This window comes from Caballeronia sp. SL2Y3 (genome assembly GCF_022879575.1).
Lineage (GTDB): Bacteria > Pseudomonadota > Gammaproteobacteria > Burkholderiales > Burkholderiaceae > Caballeronia.
This window is the reverse complement of the sequence record NZ_CP084260.1, coordinates 2763737-2782160: the sequence shown is the minus strand read 5'-3', so window position 1 is coordinate 2782160 and position 18424 is coordinate 2763737. Positions and strand designations below refer to the sequence as shown.

Annotated in this window: 18 protein-coding genes; 4 read left to right on the top strand and 14 right to left on the bottom strand. The window is 65.7% G+C overall.

Going from position 1 to position 18424, the window contains the following annotated elements; genetic code table 11:
- Positions 1 to 5 precede the first annotated feature (5 nt).
- Positions 6 to 1565: a DHA2 family efflux MFS transporter permease subunit gene (locus LDZ26_RS13150; protein WP_244847565.1), complete on the bottom strand. Its 1560-nt coding sequence runs from the start codon at positions 1563 to 1565 to the stop codon at positions 6 to 8.
- Between the two features lie 99 nt (positions 1566 to 1664).
- On the bottom strand, positions 1665 to 2162 hold the full coding sequence (locus tag LDZ26_RS13145) for a MarR family winged helix-turn-helix transcriptional regulator (protein WP_244847564.1): 498 nt from the start codon (positions 2160 to 2162) through the stop codon (positions 1665 to 1667).
- 183 nt (positions 2163 to 2345) lie between these two features.
- On the opposite strand from LDZ26_RS13145, the gene LDZ26_RS13140 reads away from it, so the two are divergent.
- Both LDZ26_RS13140 and LDZ26_RS13135 read left to right on the top strand, forming a co-directional pair.
- Positions 2346 to 2633: a hypothetical protein gene (locus LDZ26_RS13140; protein ID WP_244847563.1), complete on the top strand. Its 288-nt coding sequence runs from the start codon at positions 2346 to 2348 to the stop codon at positions 2631 to 2633.
- Positions 2634 to 2830: 197 nt separating this feature from the next.
- Entirely contained in the window at positions 2831 to 4393 is a 1563-nt protein-coding gene (locus tag LDZ26_RS13135; protein WP_244847562.1) for an efflux transporter outer membrane subunit, read from the top strand.
- Between the two features lie 9 nt (positions 4394 to 4402).
- Here the strand turns inward: LDZ26_RS13135 and LDZ26_RS13130 are convergent, their stop codons facing one another.
- The 12 genes from LDZ26_RS13130 to gspD all read right to left on the bottom strand — a co-directional run bounded on the left by LDZ26_RS13130 (position 4403) and on the right by gspD (position 15904).
- Positions 4403 to 5185 carry a type II secretion system protein N gene (locus LDZ26_RS13130; RefSeq protein ID WP_244847561.1) on the bottom strand — a complete coding sequence of 261 codons (783 nt, stop codon included), beginning with the start codon at positions 5183 to 5185 and terminating at the stop codon, positions 4403 to 4405.
- On the bottom strand, positions 5182 to 5685 hold the full coding sequence (gene gspM, locus LDZ26_RS13125) for a type II secretion system protein GspM (protein WP_175938736.1): 504 nt from the start codon (positions 5683 to 5685) through the stop codon (positions 5182 to 5184). Before gspM ends, LDZ26_RS13130 begins: the two co-directional genes overlap by 4 nt.
- Positions 5682 to 7037: a type II secretion system protein GspL gene (gspL, locus tag LDZ26_RS13120; protein ID WP_244847560.1), complete on the bottom strand. Its 1356-nt coding sequence runs from the start codon at positions 7035 to 7037 to the stop codon at positions 5682 to 5684. Before gspL ends, gspM begins: the two co-directional genes overlap by 4 nt.
- A 31-nt stretch (positions 7038 to 7068) precedes the next feature.
- Positions 7069 to 8181: a type II secretion system minor pseudopilin GspK gene (gene gspK, locus LDZ26_RS13115; protein WP_244847559.1), complete on the bottom strand. Its 1113-nt coding sequence runs from the start codon at positions 8179 to 8181 to the stop codon at positions 7069 to 7071.
- The gene (locus LDZ26_RS13110) at positions 8178 to 8861 is read right to left on the bottom strand and encodes a type II secretion system protein J (protein WP_244847558.1); all 684 of its coding nucleotides are present in this window, start codon (positions 8859 to 8861) and stop codon (positions 8178 to 8180) included. Before LDZ26_RS13110 ends, gspK begins: the two co-directional genes overlap by 4 nt.
- The gene (gene gspI, locus LDZ26_RS13105) at positions 8839 to 9237 is read right to left on the bottom strand and encodes a type II secretion system minor pseudopilin GspI (RefSeq protein ID WP_244847557.1); all 399 of its coding nucleotides are present in this window, start codon (positions 9235 to 9237) and stop codon (positions 8839 to 8841) included. The genes LDZ26_RS13110 and gspI overlap by 23 nt, the downstream gene beginning before the upstream one ends.
- Positions 9237 to 9719 carry a GspH/FimT family pseudopilin gene (locus LDZ26_RS13100; RefSeq protein WP_255774822.1) on the bottom strand — a complete coding sequence of 161 codons (483 nt, stop codon included), beginning with the start codon at positions 9717 to 9719 and terminating at the stop codon, positions 9237 to 9239. Before LDZ26_RS13100 ends, gspI begins: the two co-directional genes overlap by 1 nt.
- Positions 9720 to 9731: 12 nt before the next feature.
- Positions 9732 to 10196: a type II secretion system major pseudopilin GspG gene (gene gspG, locus LDZ26_RS13095; RefSeq protein ID WP_244139978.1), complete on the bottom strand. Its 465-nt coding sequence runs from the start codon at positions 10194 to 10196 to the stop codon at positions 9732 to 9734.
- A 141-nt stretch (positions 10197 to 10337) separates the two neighbouring features.
- Complete coding sequence (locus LDZ26_RS13090; protein ID WP_206467272.1) at positions 10338 to 10751, bottom strand: general secretion pathway protein GspC; 414 nt, start codon at positions 10749 to 10751, stop codon at positions 10338 to 10340.
- Complete coding sequence (gene gspF, locus LDZ26_RS13085) at positions 10751 to 11968, bottom strand: type II secretion system inner membrane protein GspF (protein WP_175938722.1); 1218 nt, start codon at positions 11966 to 11968, stop codon at positions 10751 to 10753. Before gspF ends, LDZ26_RS13090 begins: the two co-directional genes overlap by 1 nt.
- A gap of 4 nt (positions 11969 to 11972) precedes the next feature.
- A complete protein-coding gene (gene gspE, locus LDZ26_RS13080) occupies positions 11973 to 13472 on the bottom strand; it encodes a type II secretion system ATPase GspE (RefSeq protein WP_370650618.1) in 1500 nt (499 codons plus the stop codon).
- Positions 13469 to 15904, bottom strand: coding sequence for a type II secretion system secretin GspD (gspD, locus tag LDZ26_RS13075; protein WP_244847556.1), 2436 nt, complete (start codon positions 15902 to 15904; stop codon positions 13469 to 13471). The genes gspE and gspD overlap by 4 nt, the downstream gene beginning before the upstream one ends.
- A 596-nt stretch (positions 15905 to 16500) precedes the next feature.
- Here gspD and LDZ26_RS13070 point away from each other — a divergent pair.
- Positions 16501 to 16947, top strand: a complete 447-nt coding sequence (locus LDZ26_RS13070) for a lytic transglycosylase domain-containing protein (protein ID WP_244847555.1) — start codon at positions 16501 to 16503, stop codon at positions 16945 to 16947.
- Positions 16948 to 17054: 107 nt separating this feature from the next.
- Positions 17055 to 18272: a GTP-binding protein gene (locus tag LDZ26_RS13065; RefSeq protein WP_244847554.1), complete on the top strand. Its 1218-nt coding sequence runs from the start codon at positions 17055 to 17057 to the stop codon at positions 18270 to 18272.
- Positions 18273 to 18424: the final 152 nt, after the last annotated feature.

Genomic DNA, 18424 nt, shown 5'->3' with positions numbered 1-18424 from the left:
GCGCGTCAATGCCCCATCGACGCCGACGCGCCCTTGCGCGGACGCGTCAGCCAGACCATCGCGGCGAGCACCAGAAACGCATAGAACGAGATGCGGAAGAAGTCGTTGGTCGACATCATGTACGCCTGCGCGGCCACGACGCGATCCAGTTGCGCGGCGAGCGCTTGCCCCGACAAGCCGACGCCCGCGAGCAAATCCGAATAGGCGGTGGTCGTCTGCGCGTACGGCGTGACCGATTCGGTCAGCACGGCGTGATGCCGGATCATGTCGTTTTCCCAGAACGTGGTGCTCACCGCCGTGCCGATCGCGCCCGACAGCGTGCGCAGGAAATTCGATAGCCCCGCCGCGCCCGCGAGCCTTTCGTCGGAAACGCTGGAGAGCGTGATCGTCGTCATCGGCACGAAGAAGCACGCCACGCCGATGCCCTGAACCAGACGCGGATACACGATGTCGTGAAACGGCGTGTCGAGTGTGAACGTCGAGTTCCAGTACGACACGAACGCGAACACGATAAACGCGAAGCTCGCCACGACGCGCAGGTTCATGCGATGCATGTTCTGGCCGATCATCGGCGAAAGCACGAGCGCGAGAATGCCGACCGGCGCGGTCGCGAGTCCCGCGAGCCACGGCGTGTAGCCGAGCACGGTTTGCAGCCATAGCGGCAGCACGACGACCGATCCGAAGAACGCGAGAAAGCCGAGCGACGTGATGAGCACGCCCATTGCGAAATTGCGGTCGCGAAAGAGCGACAAGTCGATGACCGGCTCTTTCTCCGTGATCTCCCAGACGAACATGAACGCCAGCGAGATGGCCGCGATGATCGCCAGCGCCACGATGAAGTTCGAATTGAACCAGTCGCGGTCCTTGCCGAGGTCGAGCATCATTTGCAGACTCGCGACGCCGATGACGAGCAGCGCGAGCCCGACGCCGTCGATGCGCTGATTCGTCGTCTTCGTCTCATGGCCGCGCAGGAGGAAGTACGCGATAGCCGCGGAGAACACGCCGATCGGCACGTTGATATAGAAAATCCACGGCCACGTGTAGTTGTCCGTGATGTAGCCGCCCATCACCGGGCCGAAAATCGGCGCGACGATCACGGTCATCGCCCAGAGGCCGAGCGCGAGCCCGCGCTTTTCCGGCGGATAACTGCGCATGAGGATGGTTTGCGAGAGCGGGACCATCGGGCCGGAGACGAGACCTTGCAGCAGCCGGAATGCGATCAGCGACTCGAAGTTCTGCGCGAACCCGCACAGCGCCGAAGCGATCGAGAACAGCAGCACGGAAATGGTGAAGAGCTTGACCTCGCCGACGCGCCGCGCGAGCCATCCGGTCAGCGGCACCGCGATCGCGGACGCCACCGAATACGACGAGATGACCCACGTTCCTTCGCTCGTCGCGACGCCGAGGCTGCCGGAGATGGTCGGCACCGCGACGTTGGCGATGGACGTGTCGAGCACTTCCATGAACGTGCCGAGCGCGAGGCCCATCGTCAGCAAGGCGAGGATGCCGCCGGTCAATGGAGCCGGGGCGGCGGGATCGGGCGCGGTCGTGGCGGTCGTCGACATCGTTGTTGTGCTCCAGCGCGTGAATTATGTGTGTCGCGGCATTCTCTGCCCAGACAGTGAATAGGGCAACTCGTGCCCGCCCGAACTCGATGGATTGCTCTAGTCGGCGTCGGACTCGTCGAGCCCGCAGCCGGCGCTCGCGTCCGTTGGCGAATTGCCGATGATGCGCGCCAGCATCGCGATCAGCAGATCCAGTTCGGACCGGCTGAAACCGTGCAGCTGCTCGTTGAGCACCGCCGCGCCGATGGCCGGCAGTTGAGCGGCGGCGTCTAGCCCGCGCTCCGTCAACGAGAGTTCGACAATGCGCCGGTCCGCGTCGCTGCGCGTGCGGCTGACGAAGCCCTTCTTCTCCAACCTGTCGAGCATCCGCGTCATCGAGCCGCTGTCGTACGACATCTCGCGCGACAGTTCGAGCGGCGTGCGCGCCCGCCCCGACGCCAGCGAAAGGATGACGCCGATCTGCTGCGACGTGAGATCGAGCGGCTTCAGCGCCTCGTCCGTGCGCGCGATCAACACATTGCGCGCCTTCGCGAGGTGATACCCCAGGCTCGTTTCGAGGCGGATCGTGGCGGGATCGTAGAGCGGTTCGCTATCCATGCGGTTTGACGTCGGCGCGGCGTGCCGCGAAACAACAGTGCGAGAAAAAGCAATCGCCAGTATCTTGAAAACTACTTGCATAGTCAATATTATTCTATGCAACGAGTTACGCGCTTAATGCGCCGCCCGAGACCATGTTTTGATCCAGCCGCGTCGTTCCATCGACGCCTGAAGAGACCGTAAATGAGCCGCTTCGCAGAGACCGCCCGCACCGCCCGCCGACGCATCGGCCAAGTCAGCAGCACGATCGCCAGTGCTTCCCGTCACTTCGTCCCGCCGAAGCTGAGTTCGTGGAAGCTCGCGCTTTATCTGATCGTGTTCCTGCTGCCGGGCGGCTCGCTGGCGGTGCTCGGAATGGGCTGGTTCGAAAATCGGCATCGGCGCAAGGGCGCGGTAGCGGAGAAAACGGGCGGTGCGTCGCCCCGCGCGCTGATCGGCGGGCCGTGCACGGGCGGCTCGACCGGCCGTTAAGTCGCGTTCATCGTCACGAGTAACGCGCCGTAACCTATATCTTCCCGCACGTAACACCAGCCTTACGGCGAAGCCGTTACCCTAACGTCTGCCCGACGCCCGCTGCGGAACCGCGCAGCGGGCGTTCCGTTACCATCTCGGCTGACCGCGTTCGCCGCATCGGACGAACCGCCGCCAACCGAATTCTCGACAAGCAGATGCCGTATCGCCCCGCCGTTTCCGCTTCCATCACGTCGCGCCATCCCGCCGCTCGCAATTTGATCACCATTGCGATTGCCGCCGCCTGCGCGGCCTTTATCGCGGGTTGCGCCGTCGGCCCGGATTATCAGCGTCCCGCCACGCCGATGCCCGCCGCTTTCAAGGAAGCGCCCGAAGGCTGGAAAGTCGCCGAGCCCGCCGACCGCACGGACCGCGGCGACTGGTGGACCGTCTACGCCGACGCGCAACTGAACGAGCTCGAAACGCGTCTGAACCACTCGAACCAGACCATCGCGCAGTACGCTGCCGCATATCGCCAGGCGCGCGCGCTCGTCGGCGAGGCGCGGGCGGCGTATTTCCCGACTATCGGGGCGTCCGCGTCGGCGTCGCGTTCGGGCAGCCGCCTGACGACCGGCACAGCCACGAGCCGCAGCACGGTCGGCAACGACTACAGTCTCGCGCTCGATGCATCGTGGGAGCCGGACTTGTGGGGCAGCATCGGCCGGACGGTGACGGCGCAGAAGGCGGGGCAGCAGGGCGCCGCAGCAGACCTCGCCAACGCGCGTCTGTCCGCTCAGGCGACGCTCGCGCAGACCTACTTCCAGTTGCGCGCACTCGACGCGCAGCAAAAGCTGCTCGACGAGACCGTTGCCGCGTATCAGCAGTCGCTCAGGCTCACGCAGAATCAGTACGCGCAAGGCATCGTCGCGCGCTCGGATGTGATTCAGGCGCAGACGCAGTTGCAGTCGGCGCAGGCCGCAGCCATCGACAACGGCGTCGCACGCGCGCAATACGAGCATGCCATCGCGGTGCTCGTCGGCGAGCCGGCGTCGACGTTCTCGCTCCCCGCGATGCCGCTCGACGCCACCCCGCCGACCATTCCCACGGCGATGCCGTCCGCGCTGCTGGAGCGGCGTCCCGATATCGCGTCGGCCGAGCGCAAGGCGGCGGCGGCGAACGAGCAGATCGGCATCGAGATGGCGGCGTATTTCCCGACGCTCACGCTGTCGGCGCAGGGAGGCTTCGAAAGCTCCGTGCTGTCGCAATTGCTGCGCGCGCCGTCGCGTTTCTGGACGCTCGGGCCGGATATCGCCGCGACGATTTTCGACGGCGGCTTGCGCGCGGCGCGTACCGAAGCGGCCCGCGCCGCCTACGATCAGAACGTCGCGACGTATCGCCAAACGGTGCTGACCGCGTTTCAGGACGTCGAGGACAATCTCGCGTCCCTGCGCATTCTGGAGAAAGAAATCGTCGTGCAGCAGCAGGCGGTTCAGTCCGCGCAGCAGGCGCTCGCCATCATTAATAATCAGTACAAGGCGGGAACGGTCGCGTTCATCAGCGTGCTGACCGCGCAGACCACGGCGTTCACGGCGGAACAGAAGCTCGCGAGCATCGCGGGCCAGCGCATGGTGGCGTCGGTCGGGCTGGTGAAGGCGCTGGGCGGCGGCTGGGACGTCGCGCAGATGAACCGCGAGACGGGCGGCGCAAAGGCGCCGGCGCCGGCGCCGGCTTCCGCGCCCGAGGCGATCTCCGCGACGCAAAAGGACTCAGCCGGCGGCTGATTTCGCGCTCTAATAATGGTTGAACGTCAGCGCGACGGTGTCCGGATCGGTGTGTCGGCCGAGCAGATTCAAGAGTCCCGCGAGATTTTCGCGCTGCGCCGGTTCGGCCTTTGCGGCGCCTTCAAAGGTCGTCGCGTCTTGCGAGACCACGCCGCTGCCGGTCAACAGCAAAGGGCCCCGGGTTGTCGAGAGATCGATGCTGGCCGTCGCCCCTTGCGCCTGCAACGCGACGCGGTACGACCCGAGCGGCTTGACCCGCGACACGCGCGAAGCCATGTCGTCGAGCGTCACCACGAACTGTCCGTAAGCATTCCTGCCGAGCAAGCGGAACTCGGTCCACGAAAGTCGCACCGTCCCCTCGAAATTCAGCGTGTTGAACGGCGCGCCCAGACCGGCGAGCAGCGTTGCCGGAACCGCGATTCCGCCCGCCGATAGCGTCGCGCCGCGCGTCGTGGCATCGACGATCACGGGGTCCGGCATCGCCTCCGTCTGCCGCATGGTCATGTGCACGCGGCCGGTGAAAAGCGGCCAGAACGCCGTCGTCCATTCGATGCGCCCCGGCAGCAGTGTCGCGCCGGAGCCGTCGCTGCTCGCCGCGAGCATCAGCGTTGCGGAGCCGCGCCAGAGCGACCCCGAAGGATCGGCAAGATTCACGTGGCCGCCCGTAGCCTTCGCGAACTGCGGCGTGATCCACGCGGCGGGCATCATCACGAGCAGCGTTCCCGCCACCGACAGCACCATCACGATAAGTCCCGGCAGCGCGAGCCTGAGTCGGCGAGTCCAGTAGCTCATTTGACGCTGGCCGGTTGCAGCGATGCCGTCAGGTCCACCTGACCGTCCGGCTTCAGCGCCTGAATGTGCGCTTCCGACACCTGCACCTTGAACTGCTTGCGCGCGTCGTCGAGCCACATCGTCCAGTTCGGGAACGACGCGTTCTTCAACTGAATCTGCACCGCCGCGCCGATGACCTGCACCTGCGTCGGCTGCATGTTGTTGTCCGCGAGCGACTTCGCGAGCGCATCGCGCAGCGCGCCGCCCGTCGGCGTCACGCCCTCGGCGCTGCCCGCGAGCGAGCGTGCTTCGTTCGCCTGCGCGGTCATCGTGGCGAGCTGGCGCTGCATCGTCGGCAAGGTGTCGCGCAGGCGGGCGCGGCCTTCGTACGCGGGTGCCCACAGCACGAGATAAACCAGCGCGATGCCGAGCAGCAGGCCGCCCCACATCAACAGCGTTTTTTCGCGCGGCGTGCGCGCCTCCCAGAACTCAGAGAGCGTTCGTCCGATCTCCGCTTTCATTGGCCGCTCCTGATGGTCCATTTGCCGGTGTTCGTGTCGATGGCGCCGTTCAGCCCATTGGCCGCGAGGCGCTTGCCGAGGTCAGGATCGACCTTGGTGTCCGGCTTGAAGGTCACTTCCAGATGACGGTCGCGATAATCCAGCCCGGCGATGCCGTTCACCGGCACGGGACCGAGCGAGCGCGCGAGGCCGTCGGCGAGCGACAGAAAATCCGACGGCGACAGCTCGCCCGACGCCACGCGCAGCCGGTCGAGATTGCGCGACATCTGATCCGGCGCGTCGAGCACGGTCGTGGTCTTGGGGAACGCGTTGAGCAGCAGTTCGGTCATCTGCGCGTTGATGGCGTCGCGCTGGCGCGAAAGCTGAATCCACTGCACGTTGATGCCGACAATCGACACGATGACCGACGCCGCCACGAGCGCGATCGGCACGCGCAGGCGGCGCATGGTCGCGCGGTCGAGCCGCCACGGCTGCGCCGCGAATTCGAACTGGCACAAGTCGAAACGGCTCGCGAGCGCATTGCGGGCGAGCGCCTCGAACGCGAGCGGCTGCGCGCCCGCGATGGCCGCATGTCTGCCCGACGCCGCGAGGCGCGGCTCGTCGCCGGGAATATCGGCGAGCGAATACAGCGTGAGTGGATGCTCGCCCGCGAGTGCGTCGAGCGTGGGCGCAATCGAATCGACGGGCAGCGCGAGGCCTTCGCCGAGCGCCGCGCGTTCGCCGCGCGCGATGGCGATCTCGACGCGCGGCGCGCCGCCGGTCGCGGGCGCCGCCGCCTGCACGTCGCCGATCAGCGCAGGCGCGGTCGAGATCACGTTGCCGAGCAATCCCGCGATGAAGGGCGTCGGCGGCGCGTCGGCTTCGGCGGCTTGCTCTTCGCCTTCCGGCGTCGCGATGACAGGCGCGGCGGCCGGAACGGGCAGGCAGCGCATGGCCGGAACCGCCTTCAGATTGCGATGCCCGGTGCTCATGAACGCATCGCACACAAAGCGGAACCAGCCGCGATCGATCACTGCGACCACGCGCCGTCCGTCGGCGAGCGCGACCGGATCGACGGCGATGTGGCACGTCTGCGGGTCCTGAATCAACTGGTCTTCGACCACGTTCGGCAGCGCCTGACGCAGCCTCGGACCTTTGAGCGGCGGAACGGTAGCGGCGAGCAGCAGCGTGTCGCGCGCCGCGACGATCAGCACGGTCGCGTTGGCGCGCGGCAGAACGCCGACAGCGGCGCGGCCCGCGCGTTGCGTTTCGCCGCGCTTGTCCAGCAGCAGAAACGGCAGGTCGGGCAGTTGCCACTCCTGCGAGCGCACGGCGGGATCGCGCGGCGGTAATAGAACGATCAGTGTGCTCAAAGACCACTTCCTCTTGTCAGTAACAGCGTCATCAGAGCGCGTCGCGCGTAAAGACGATGCGCGTGGTGTGCGTCGTCGGATCGCGGTACACGAGCGTCGTGCGCTCCAGTTGCGCGCGCTCATGTTCGACGCGGCCGTGAATCACAAAATAGCGCGTGGTCACGTCGAGCTGGTTCGGATCGATCGACGTGGAACGGACGCCCGCGCCGGTCAACGCGAGCTGCACGTTGCCGATATCGTGGAAAAACACCGTCTCCCGCCGGGCGACGAACGCCTGCGCCTGCGAGAGGCTCATGCCCGGCACCACGGCCGCGACCACCGTGGCGGGCGCGGTGTTCATGTTCACCGAGGTCGTCGTCGGCAGCACGGTCACGAACGCCCGCAGCTTCGCGACCGCTTCGGCCGAAAAGCCCGGCACGTCGAGCAGCGAATCCACGCTGATCATTTGCAGCGGCGCGACCGGCGCGTCGCTATCGGCGTCCTTGAGGCCGGGATCGTCGGTAAAATTGCCGCCGCCCGTGCCGCCGCCTTGCGCAATCGCCGCCATGGCCTCCGCCGGCGAGCTCGCCGCAGTCGCGCCGTTGCCGGTCTGCGTCTGGAAGCGCGTGGCGGAGCGCGAGAGTCCCGCGCGCATCTGCAAGGCGACCGTCTTCGCGAGCGATCCGTTGATGCCGAGCATCGTCAGAAGGCGCTGAAACGCCTGAATCTGCTCGACGTTGATGGTCAGCACGCCGGGCGTCGGCGTCGCGACGAGGTTGCGCAAGTTGAACTTCGCCTGCGCGTCCTCGATGGAGCCGGACAGAAACGTCTGCGCGCCTTCCTGCGAGCGCACTTCGCCGATCTGCCCGAGGAAGTCGGAGAGCTTCGTCTTCGCGATCGGCACGCCCCACACGCCGCCGAGATACGTGACGGTCGGCGAAGTATCGGCTTCGGAACGCAAAATGAGGCGCGTCCAGTCGAGCGCGCTGCGCGAAATCCACTGCGCCTGCGCAAGCAGCCGCTGATTTTCGATGCGCCGCACTTGCACCTGCTGCCGCCACAACATGCCCGAGACGAGAATCGACGAGAGCGCGACCACCAGCAACGCGCTGATGATCGCGACGCCGCGCTGTCTTTTGCTCAGGCCCGATGCACGCATCCTCATTCTCCGACCAGAAACACGCGCGTGATCGGCACGCGCAGATTCGGCGCGCCGACCGCCACCTGAATGCCCGACACGGCACGCGCAAGCGGCGCGTTCCCGAGTTGCGGCACCTTCAGATTGTTGTCGTTCTCGTTGATCTGCGAAAGCACGTCGGCCATGCGCGTCGTCCAGCCCTTCTGCGGAATGTAGACGCGCGTCGCGAGCGACCGGACGCCGCCCAGCAGCGGAACCGCGCTCCAGCCATCAGCGGTATCGCTCGATGAAAGCGCGCGCCGCACTTCGCCGACGTTTTCGAGCGGCGGCGACGCGAATCGCACGATGCGCCCGTCCGTCAGCCGGTAGCGCACGACCTGCAGGCGCGGCGCGGTGGCGGGCGCAAACACGCCGCGCACGATCTGCAGCGACCCGTTGCCGAGCGACACAGCGGGCTGGCCGGCTTCGTCGTCGGTCGCGGCCTGACGCGCGTCGATGCGCATCTGATCGAACAACTGCGCGACCACGCGTTCGTCTTCCATCGCGTTCGTGATGGTCGCGCGGCCGCGAATGATCTGGTCCAGCCCGCGCCACGACAACACGGCAATCACCGCGAGAATGGCGATGGCGATAAGCATTTCGAGCAGCGTGAAACCGCGCTGCCGCCGCGTCGCGCGGCGCGGCTCAGAGCGAACGATTCGTTTCATTCGCCACCACCGTGACCATCTGCGCGAGATAACCGGCGCGCCCGGGCGTCGCGACGAACATTTCGACGCGACGGAAAATAGGATTCGGCGTGGCCGAGACGCGCTGCGTGCAGACGAGCTTCAGGTTGCCCTGCGAGCAGTCGAAGGTGCGCGAGCCGATGTCCGGAAACACATGCGCGAGCCGCAGTTGCGCGAGTTCGTTGTCCGCGCTCCATCCCGCGAGCAGACGCCGATGCAGGTCCGCTTCGCTCGTCGCCATGGACCCGACCGCGCGCAGCGACGCCGCGAGCGCCACCGCGAGGATCGCCAGCGCGACGAGCACTTCGATCATCGTGAAGCCGCGTTCTGCGCCGCGTTGTGTGGATCGCGCGCGCATCACCGCACCTGAAAGCGGCCGTTGCCGCTGCCGATGATCGTCGCGCGCCCCACCGCCGAGACGAGCGTGATTTCCATGGGCGTGTCGATGGCTTCGGTGCCGAAGACGAGCCGGCTCACGGTCTTGTCGGAATCGAGAAACTGGATGCTCACGCTCGTCACGCCGCCTTCCCAGCGGCGCGCGCGCAAAAGGTCGTCGCGCAGCGGGCGCCAGCCGTCTTCGGTGCGGATGTCGAAGCGGAACCCGCCTTCCACCGGTTGGAACGCGATCGGCCGGGCGCGCACTTGCGCTTCGTCGCCCGCCGATTCGAACAGCAGCGCGAGCCGTTGCGCTTCTTCGTTCAGATCCGTGCGCGGATTGCGCGTGAGCTGCAGCGACGCGAGCGACACGAGCAAGCCCGCGATGACCAGCACGACGAGCATTTCCAGCAGCGTGAAACCCGCATTGCGACGCGCCGCCCTGTGCCTGCCGTGCCTGTTCACTTCACGTTCCTTTTACTGCCACGAGCCGACGTCGGCATCGTTGCCCTCGCCGCCCGCCTTGTTGTCCGCGCCGTAGCTGAACACGTCGATTTCTCCGTGCACGCCCGGATTCAGATATTGATACTGGCCGCCCCACGGATCGGCCGGCAGGCGTTCAAGATAGCCGCCGTCCTTCCAGTTGTTCGGCACGGGTTCCGTCGTCGGCTTTTCGACGAGCGCGCGCAGACCCTGCTCCTGCGTCGGATAACGGCCGTTGTCCAGCCGGTACAGCTTCATGGCCTGCATGATGGTGCCGATGTCCTGCTTCGCGGCCACGCGGCGCGCTTCGTCGGGGCGGCTCATGATCTTCGGCACGATCAGCGCGGCGAGAATGCCGAGAATCGCGATCACGACCATGATCTCGATGAGCGTAAAACCCCGTTGACGGCGCGCCTTGGCCTTGGTGATTTCCATGCGGCGTTGCGTCCACATTTGCATGACTGCTACCTCGTGTTGATTCAGGGCTTGCGCCCGCTTGATTTAAGAAACATGCGGCTTCGTTTGACCGAAGCCGCCGGAGCATTCTATCGACCGGCTCTCATCGCGCCGTGACCGCTGTCAACGCGCGGCCTGGCGTGCTCAACGGACGTAGATCGTCGGTCCGGGCGGCACCGGCGGCAGGAAGATTTCCGACTTCACGCCGTTGCGCTCGACGATGATCGAACGCGCTTTCACCTGCGAGAGCTTCACGCCCTGCGCGAGCGGCCCGCCGAGCGACACCGCGCGCGGCGGCTCGCCACCGTAGCTGACGATGGCCGCCGCGCCGCCTTGCAGCGCGAGAATGCCGAACAGATGCACGTCCGAATTCGCTTGCCGCTCCAGTTGCCCGCCGAAAATCGTCGCGGCCTGTTCGACCGACGGCGTGCGCGTCGCGGCGGCGGCGGGCAGCGGCGCGGTCTGGCGAGAAGTCAGCGTAACGACCCAATAAGTCACCGTCACGCAAAAGAGCGCGAGAGCGGCGAGCGTGAGCAGGCGGGTTTGCAGGGCGTTCATTACTGCACCAGATTATTCAGTTCGATGATCGGCAGCATCACCGCGAGCACGATCACCAGCACGACGCCGCCCATCGCGAGGATCAGCAGCGGTTCCAGCAGGCTCGTGAGGAACATCGTGCGGCGTTCGAGTTCGCGCGCTTCGCCTTCGGACGCGCGGTCGAGCATCGTGGTGACGTCGCCGGTGGCTTCGCCCGAGCGGATCAAATGCACCAGCACGGGTGGGAACGTCTTGGTATTGGCGAGCGCGCGAGAGAGCGCCGAGCCTTCGCGCACGCGCACGATCGCGTCGTCGACGTTCTGGCGCATCGCGGTATTGCTCAACGTTTCGCCCGCCGCTTGCAGCGCGCGCAGGATCGGCACGCCGGCGGCCGTGAGAATCGCGAGCGTGCTGGCAAAGCGCACCGTGTTATAGCCGCGCACCAGCTTGCCGACGAGCGGCGCCGTCAAGAGCCAGCGGTCGAACGCCAGGCGCGGCCCGGGCCGCGACAGAATGCGCCGCACGAGCCATGCAACCAGCACCACGCCGATCAGCACCGCCCACCAGTAACTGCGCACGAAGGCGGACAGCGCCATCATCATCACGGTGAGGAACGGCAGCGCCTGCTTCGTACTGGCAAACACGTTCACGACCTGCGGCACCACGTAACTCAACAGAAACGTGACGATGCCGAACGCGATAATCGTCACGATGCCCGGATACGTGAACGCGAGAACGATCTTCTGCTTCAACGCGTTGCGCTGCTCGATGTAGTCGGCGAGACGCGAGAGCACGAGCCCGAGCTTGCCGGTATGCTCGCCCGCCGCGACGAGCGCGCGATAAATTTCCGGGAAGTCCTTCGGATGCTGCGCGAGCGCGTTCGCAAACGAATGGCCGCCGAGCACTTCGGCGCGGATCGCGGCCATCAGTTCGCGGATGTAATCGCGCTCGGATTGCTCGGTGAGCACGGACAACGTCTCGCCAAGCGGCAGGCCGGCGATCAAGAGACTCGCGAGCTGGCGCGTGAGAATGGCCTGCTCACGCTGCGAGAGCCGTCGCCCGAGCGAGAGCCGCTGCTGCCGTTCGCCGCGCGTGCGCGTGCCCGCCGCCTCGACGACGAGCGGCGTCAGTCCTTGCGTGCGCAGATGGCTGCGCGCGGCGCGGGCGCTGTCGGCGTCGAGCACGCCGGTCTGCGTCTTGCCCGCCTGGTCGATGGCTTCGAAACGGAACGCCGGCATACGCTTATTCTCCGCCTGTCACGCGCAGCACTTCTTCGAGCGATGTCACGCCCGCGTTCAGCCAGCGGTTCGCGTCCTCGCGCAGCGTGCGCATGCCGTGCGCGCGGCCCGCCGCGAGAATCTCGGCGTCGGCGGCGTTGCGATGGATCAGCGGGCGAATGGCGTCGTCGATCAGCAGCAGTTCGTACACGCCGCGCCGGCCCACGTAGCCCGACTGGCCGCATCGGTCGCAGCCGACAGGATGCCAGTGCTTCACGCCGTCTTCTTCCTCGCGCTCTTCCTTGCACACCGGGCACAACTGGCGCACGAGACGCTGCGCGAGCACGCCGAGCAGCGACGACGCGAGCAGATACGGCTCCACGCCCATGTCCGTGAGACGCGTGACGGCGGAGGCGGCGTCGTTCGTGTGCAGCGTCGCGAGCACGAGGTGGCCGGTCAGCGAAGCCTGCACCGCGATCTGCGCGGTTTCGAGGTCGCGGATTTCACCGATCATGATGATGTCCGGGTCCTGACGCAGAATGGAGCGCAGCGCCCGCGCGAACGTCATGCCGATGCGCTCGTTGACCTGCGTCTGGCCGATGCCCGACAGATCGTATTCGATCGGGTCTTCCACGGTCATGATGTTGGTGGTCGTGGTTTCGAGCCGCGACATCGACGCATAGAGCGTGGTCGTCTTGCCGGAGCCGGTCGGCCCGGTCACGAGCACGATGCCGTGCGGCCGGCCGATCAGCTTGTCGAACTGGACGAGCGTGTCGCGCGCCATGCCAAGCGTTTCGAGATTCAGCCGCTGCGCGTCCTTTTCGAGCAGACGCAGCACGGCGCGCTCGCCGTGGCCGGTCGGCAGCGTGGACACGCGCACGTCGACCGGACGGCCGCCGACGCGCAGCGTGATGCGGCCGTCCTGCGGCAAACGTTTCTCGGCGATATCGAGCTGCGCCATGATCTTGATGCGCGAAATCAGCGCGCCGTGCAGCGCCTTCTTCGGACGCACGACGTCGCGCAAGGTGCCGTCGACGCGAAAGCGCACGACCGACGCGTTCTCGAACGGCTCGATGTGAATATCCGACGCCTGTTCGCGCGCCGCCTGCGTCAGCAGCGCGTTGATCATGCGGATGATCGGCGCGTCGTCTTCGGATTCCAGCAGGTCTTCCACTTCGGGAATGTCCTGCATCAGGCGCGACAGATCGACTTCGCCTTCCACTTCGCCGACCACCTGGGCCGCGCTGCCGTCGTTACGGGCGTACGCCGAGTTGATCGCGGCGGCGAGTTCGTCGCCGGACTTGCGGACAATCGTGAGCGCGCCGAAATTGCGCGCGACTTCCGCGAGCGCCGCGTCGTTCGTGCGCTCGCTGATCCACACTTCGATGCCGTCGGCATGCTGCTGGGCGACCAGAATCTGGCCGGTACGCGCGAAGCCGTAGGGCACGAGCCGCGCTGCGAGCGGCGACGCGGCCGTTGCTTCCGTGGCGGTCGTGGTTTCGGCTTCGGCGTTCAGCGTGTTCACGGCTGTCCTCCCGTCTGATTGCCGCCGAGCGGCGCGGCGCTCGGCGCGTTGTTCGGCACCGCATAGCCCGTCGCCGCGTTGCCAGGCATGGCGTTCGTCGCCGCGTTGCCGGGCATCGCGTTGGTCGCGCCGTTCGCGGGCGCCGGGTAACTATTCTGCGGCGCACTCTGATACGGCTGCGGCGCGGGTCCCGCGTTCGGGTCCTGCGGCAGCGTCGAGCTGGGCACGCCGCGCGTCAGGTTGTTCCAGTCGAGCAGATTCTGGGCCGGGGCGCCACCGCCTTCGCTCGGACCGAGCGGCTTCGGCGGCATCATCGGCACGTTCTGATCCTTGACGATGCGGTTGTCCGTCGTCGAACCGTACTGCTGATTGCGCAGATACTCATAGCGCGTATTGGCGATCTGCGAAGCCGTCGCCTGATCGCGAACGATCACCGGGCGCAGGAACACCATGAGGTTCGTCTTCGTGCGCGTCTTGCTTTCGCTGCGGAACAGGCTGCCGATGAACGGAATGTCGCCCAGCAGCGGAATCTTGCTGTTGTTGTTGTTGTACTGATCCTGCATCAGCCCGCCCAGCACGACGATCTCGCCGTCGTCGGCCAGAATGGTCGACTGCACCGAGCGCGTGTTGATGGTCACGCCGCCCGGATCGGTCTTCGTCGTCGCGTCGACGCTCGAATCTTCCTGATAGATCTGGAGCTTGAGCACGCCGCCGTCGGTGATCTGCGGCTTCACGTGCAACGTCACGCCCACGTCGCGCCGGTCGAACGTGTTGAACGCGGTCACGGACGTGGCGGCGTTCGCGGTCGGCGTGGCGTACGAGCCGGTCACCACCGGCACGTTCTGGCCGACGACGATCTTCGCTTCCTCGTTGTCGAGCGTGATCAGGTTCGGCGTGGACAGGATGTTGGCATCCGCCGAGGTGGAGAGCGCCTGAAGCAGGCCGCCGAGCCCGAACAGATTGCCGAAGCGGTGCAGCAGACCGATGTTCAGGCCATTGGCGAGCAGGCCCGTGGTCGAGGTGACCGCCGACGGATTCTGCGCGATCGCATTGCCCTGAAGGGTCAGGTCGAAGATGTTCGTGTTGCCCGAGCCGAAACTCGAACTGCCGTAGAGCGCGTTGTTGCCGCCATTCGAGAGCAGCAGGCCCTGCCATTGGATGCCGAGATTCGCGCCGCTCGTGGCCGAGAGTTCGACGATCAGCGCTTCGATATAGACCTGAGCACGGCGCGCGTCGAGCTGGTCGATCACCGTGCGCAGATTGCGGTAGACCGGATCGGCTGCCGTGATGATGAGCGAATTCGTCGCGGAATCCGCCTGGATCATGCCGCCGCCGCTCGTGTCGTTGCCGGTGTCGTTGTCCTTGTTCGAGGAAAAGCCCGCGTCGCGCGTGCCGCCGGTGCCGGACATCGGGTTATTGCCCGTGCCCGAACCGCTGCTGCCGAGGCCGCCGGGCAACGGCGGAACGCCCGAGGTGCCCGTGGAAGTCGACGAGTTGCCGAGCCCGCTCTGCCCGAAGGAATTCGACGAGTTGGAGCCGGAGCTGCTCGACGAGTTGTCCGAGTTGCCGCCGCCCTTGCCCAGCATGGCGCGCAGCGTCTTGGCAAGCCGCGTCGCGTCGGCGTTGCGCAGCGGCACGACGTGCATGTTGCCGGGTTGGGACGTCGGCGCGTCGAGCTTTTTCGCCAGCGCCTTCGCGGCCGCGAGCCGCGCGCTGCTGGAGGCGCGGAACATCAGCGAATTCGTGCGCGCATCGGGCGTGACGGTGACTTTCAGCGTCGCGTCCGTGCTGCCGATGGTGCCGGGATCGAGCAGCTTGTTCATCTGATCCGCGACATCGATTGCGTTCGCGTTCTTCAGCTGCACGATGTCGACTTCACGGCCCGCCGCCGTGTCGATGCCCGCGATGATGCCCGCGATGCGCCGTACGTTGTCCGCGTAGTCCGTGACGACGAGCGTGTTGTTCGCGGGGTACGCCGCGATGGTGTTGTTCGGCGAAATGAGCGGCCGCAGCACCGGCAGAATGTTGTTCGCCGACTCGTTGTGCAGCACGAACACCTGCGTGACGACCTGATCGCCGCGCGCCGGCGGCGCATTGCCGACGTAGGTCGGCACGCCTTGCAGCTTGGCGTCGGCTTCGGGCACGACTTTCAGGACGCCGTGATCCTGCACGAGCGAGAAGCCCTGCATGCGCAGCGACGCCTGCAGCGTCTTGAGCGCCTGCTCCTCCGGCACCGGATTTTCGGAGACGAGGTTGAGCTGTCCCTTGACGCGGGGATCGACGATGATGGTTTTGCCGGTGGCCGCGCCGATCGCCTTCGCGACCTGGTCGATATCGGCATTGACGAAATTCAACGTCACTTGCGCGTGCGCGGCTTGCGCGACGATAAGTCCCGCCGCCAGCAGTGCCGTCGCGATGCGACGCAGTGCCATAGGTTGTCTTCTCATGGATGTGATGTCTGAGCCGGGGTACAAAGAACCGGCTAAGGCAGCACCGTTCGTCTATCCGAGGGCGCTGCCAACCGTGGTGCGAACGTGTCCGCCCGACCACGATTATTTATAAAAATATGACGATAGCAGCTTTGTGTAACGAAATAGTGCAACTTCGTTCGCCGCCGCTTGCGCCCGGCGGCTGCATGCCAAGGGTTCCAGTGCGCTCAAGCTTTCCAACGGCCTGCCGATAACCCATCGGAAGACTTTTGTCAGACAAGCGATGCACACGGGACCCGAATTGTAACCCGATTAGATTACTTTATTATTCATACGTTTAAGAAAGCGCCGATAGTCAGCAGAGGATTCCCGTTGGTTCAATCCGCGGTCCGTTAGACCTATGTCGGCTAGCCAACTTATGGTCGAAGACGTCAGCCGGTATCATACGGGCGGTTCCGTTCCCCCGGCGTCGGCGTAAAGCTCGGGTTTTCCCGATGCCGCCAGCGGCAGCAGCGAGCGGACAACGAATCTTGGCGTACGCGCGAGGCGCGGCGCCGGCAGCATGACGGTTCCGCACGGGCGGATGGAGTAGAACGAAGATGAAGCGATTCCTGCGAATACTTGCGATGGGTTGCGGCGCCATGCTGGCGGCCGCCTCCGCTCACGCCGACTGTTTCGACGAAGCAGCGAAGTATCAGAAGGTCAATCCGCTCATTCTGCGCGCCATCGCCTGGCAGGAATCCCACAACAAGCCCGACGCCATCAACAGGAACGCCAATGGCTCGACCGACTACGGGCTCATGCAGATCAACTCCATCCACCTCAACACGCTGTCTCAATACGGCATTTCCAGCGGCACGCTGATGGAGCCGTGCAAGAGCGTCTACGTCGCCGCGTGGCATTTGCGCCAGAAGATGAACAAGTACGGCAATTCGTGGCAGGCCGTCGGTGCTTACCATTCCGAAACGCCTGCGCTGCGCGACAAGTACTCGGCGCAGATCATCGAGATTCTGCGGCGCTGGAAGCTGCTGCAGGCGTCGAAGTAATTCCCGGTTCTTCCGCGCGCGAGCCGCCGCGCCGCTCGGCGCCTTGCCTCCGCTCACCCCGCGTTTGATGCAGAATCGTGACTTCGATTCTCGTCCACACGCCCGCAATGAACCAAACGCCACTGCCAGTCACCGTGCTCTCGGGTTTCGTCGGCGCGGGCAAATCCACGCTTCTCGACGCATTGCGCGACAACAGCGAAGGCGTGCGCCTCGGGTCCTTTGCTTGCCGCGCGGGCGAGGATGCGATGCACGCAATGCACGCCATCGCCGATGCCATCACGCGACTCGCCGAGCAGCAGCCGCGTTTCGATGCGATCGTGATCGAAGCGCCGCCCGGCGTGAATCCGATGGATATCGCCGAACACTTCGCTTTCGGCGACGACGAAGACGCGCCTTTCGCTGGCCGCGCGCATCTCGATACGTTCGTGACCGTCGTCGATGCATCGACTTTCATGCGCGATTACGCGTCGGCAGAGTCGCTCGCCGAACGCGGCGTCGTGCTGAACGGCGAAGCGTCCGACGAAGACAAAACCGTGGTCGAAGCGCTCGTCGAGCAGATCGAATTCTGCGACGTGATCGTGATGAGCAAGACGGACCTCGTCGGCCAGGACGAACTGGACCGGCTGGCGCAGATCTTCCGCGCGTTGAATCCGCGCGCCGTTCTGCTGCGCGCGGAACACGGCAAAGCGCCGCTCGGCGAACTGGTGAACACGGGCCGTTTCGATCTGGACGCCACCGGCAGCGCCGCAGGCTGGCTCGCGATTCTTAACGATGAACGCGAAGACGCTAGCGACGCCGATGCGTCGGGCGTCCGGCATTTCGTTTATCGGGCGCGCAGGCCCTTTCATCCGCAACGGCTCTGGAATCTGCTGCATGAGGAATGGCGCGACGTGCTGCGCGCGAAGGGCTTCTTCTGGCTCGCGACGCGCAGTGTCGTCGGCGGGTCGCTGTCGCAGGCGGGCGGCACGTTGCGGCACGGCCCGGCTGGCGTATGGTGGGCCGCGCAGGACAGAAGCGAATGGCCAACGGATGATCCCGAGCTCGAAGCCGAGATCGTCGCGGAATGGTTCGGCGATCCGGACGACAACAGCATCGGCGATCGACGGCAGGAACTGGTGCTGATGGGCGTCGATCTCGACATCGACGCATGGCAGCGAAAGTTCGACGCGTGCCTGTTGACCGACGACGAATGGACGCTCGGCAGCGATGCGTGGCAGCAGTTCGACGACCCGTTTCCCGCGTGGGATGTCGAGGATCACGATCATGAGCATGAGCACGACCACGGCCACGGCCCCGACTGCGATTGCGAAGACCATCGGCATTAGAGATGAAAAAAAACCCGCCGATGGCGGGTTTCATGGTCCTCTTGGTCTCCGGCTTTTTTCCGCTCATGCGGACGAACCTGAGTAGCTTGCGCAAGACGGGCGCTATCAAGATACGAACACGGAACAACTAAACACGAGCGATGGCGCTGATG

Excerpts from the sequence above, each read along its gene's own strand:
- gspG (WP_244139978.1), bottom strand. The coding sequence starts at position 10,196 with ATGCAAATGTGGACGCAACGCCGCATGGAAATCACCAAGGCCAAGGCG.
- LDZ26_RS13110 (WP_244847558.1), bottom strand. The coding sequence starts at position 8,861 with ATGAAACGAATCGTTCGCTCTGAGCCGCGCCGCGCGACGCGGCGGCAG.
- LDZ26_RS13065 (WP_244847554.1), top strand. The coding sequence starts at position 17,055 with ATGAACCAAACGCCACTGCCAGTCACCGTGCTCTCGGGTTTCGTCGGC.
- gspM (WP_175938736.1), bottom strand. The coding sequence starts at position 5,685 with ATGAAAGCGGAGATCGGACGAACGCTCTCTGAGTTCTGGGAGGCGCGC.
- gspI (WP_244847557.1), bottom strand. The coding sequence starts at position 9,237 with ATGCGCGCGCGATCCACACAACGCGGCGCAGAACGCGGCTTCACGATG.
- LDZ26_RS13150 (WP_244847565.1), bottom strand. The coding sequence starts at position 1,565 with ATGTCGACGACCGCCACGACCGCGCCCGATCCCGCCGCCCCGGCTCCA.
- LDZ26_RS13145 (WP_244847564.1), bottom strand. The coding sequence starts at position 2,162 with ATGGATAGCGAACCGCTCTACGATCCCGCCACGATCCGCCTCGAAACG.
- LDZ26_RS13070 (WP_244847555.1), top strand. The coding sequence starts at position 16,501 with ATGAAGCGATTCCTGCGAATACTTGCGATGGGTTGCGGCGCCATGCTG.
- LDZ26_RS13090 (WP_206467272.1), bottom strand. The coding sequence starts at position 10,751 with ATGAACGCCCTGCAAACCCGCCTGCTCACGCTCGCCGCTCTCGCGCTC.
- LDZ26_RS13130 (WP_244847561.1), bottom strand. The coding sequence starts at position 5,185 with ATGAGCTACTGGACTCGCCGACTCAGGCTCGCGCTGCCGGGACTTATC.
- gspD (WP_244847556.1), bottom strand. The coding sequence starts at position 15,904 with ATGGCACTGCGTCGCATCGCGACGGCACTGCTGGCGGCGGGACTTATC.
- gspF (WP_175938722.1), bottom strand. The coding sequence starts at position 11,968 with ATGCCGGCGTTCCGTTTCGAAGCCATCGACCAGGCGGGCAAGACGCAG.
- LDZ26_RS13140 (WP_244847563.1), top strand. The coding sequence starts at position 2,346 with ATGAGCCGCTTCGCAGAGACCGCCCGCACCGCCCGCCGACGCATCGGC.
- gspK (WP_244847559.1), bottom strand. The coding sequence starts at position 8,181 with ATGAGGATGCGTGCATCGGGCCTGAGCAAAAGACAGCGCGGCGTCGCG.
- LDZ26_RS13135 (WP_244847562.1), top strand. The coding sequence starts at position 2,831 with ATGCCGTATCGCCCCGCCGTTTCCGCTTCCATCACGTCGCGCCATCCC.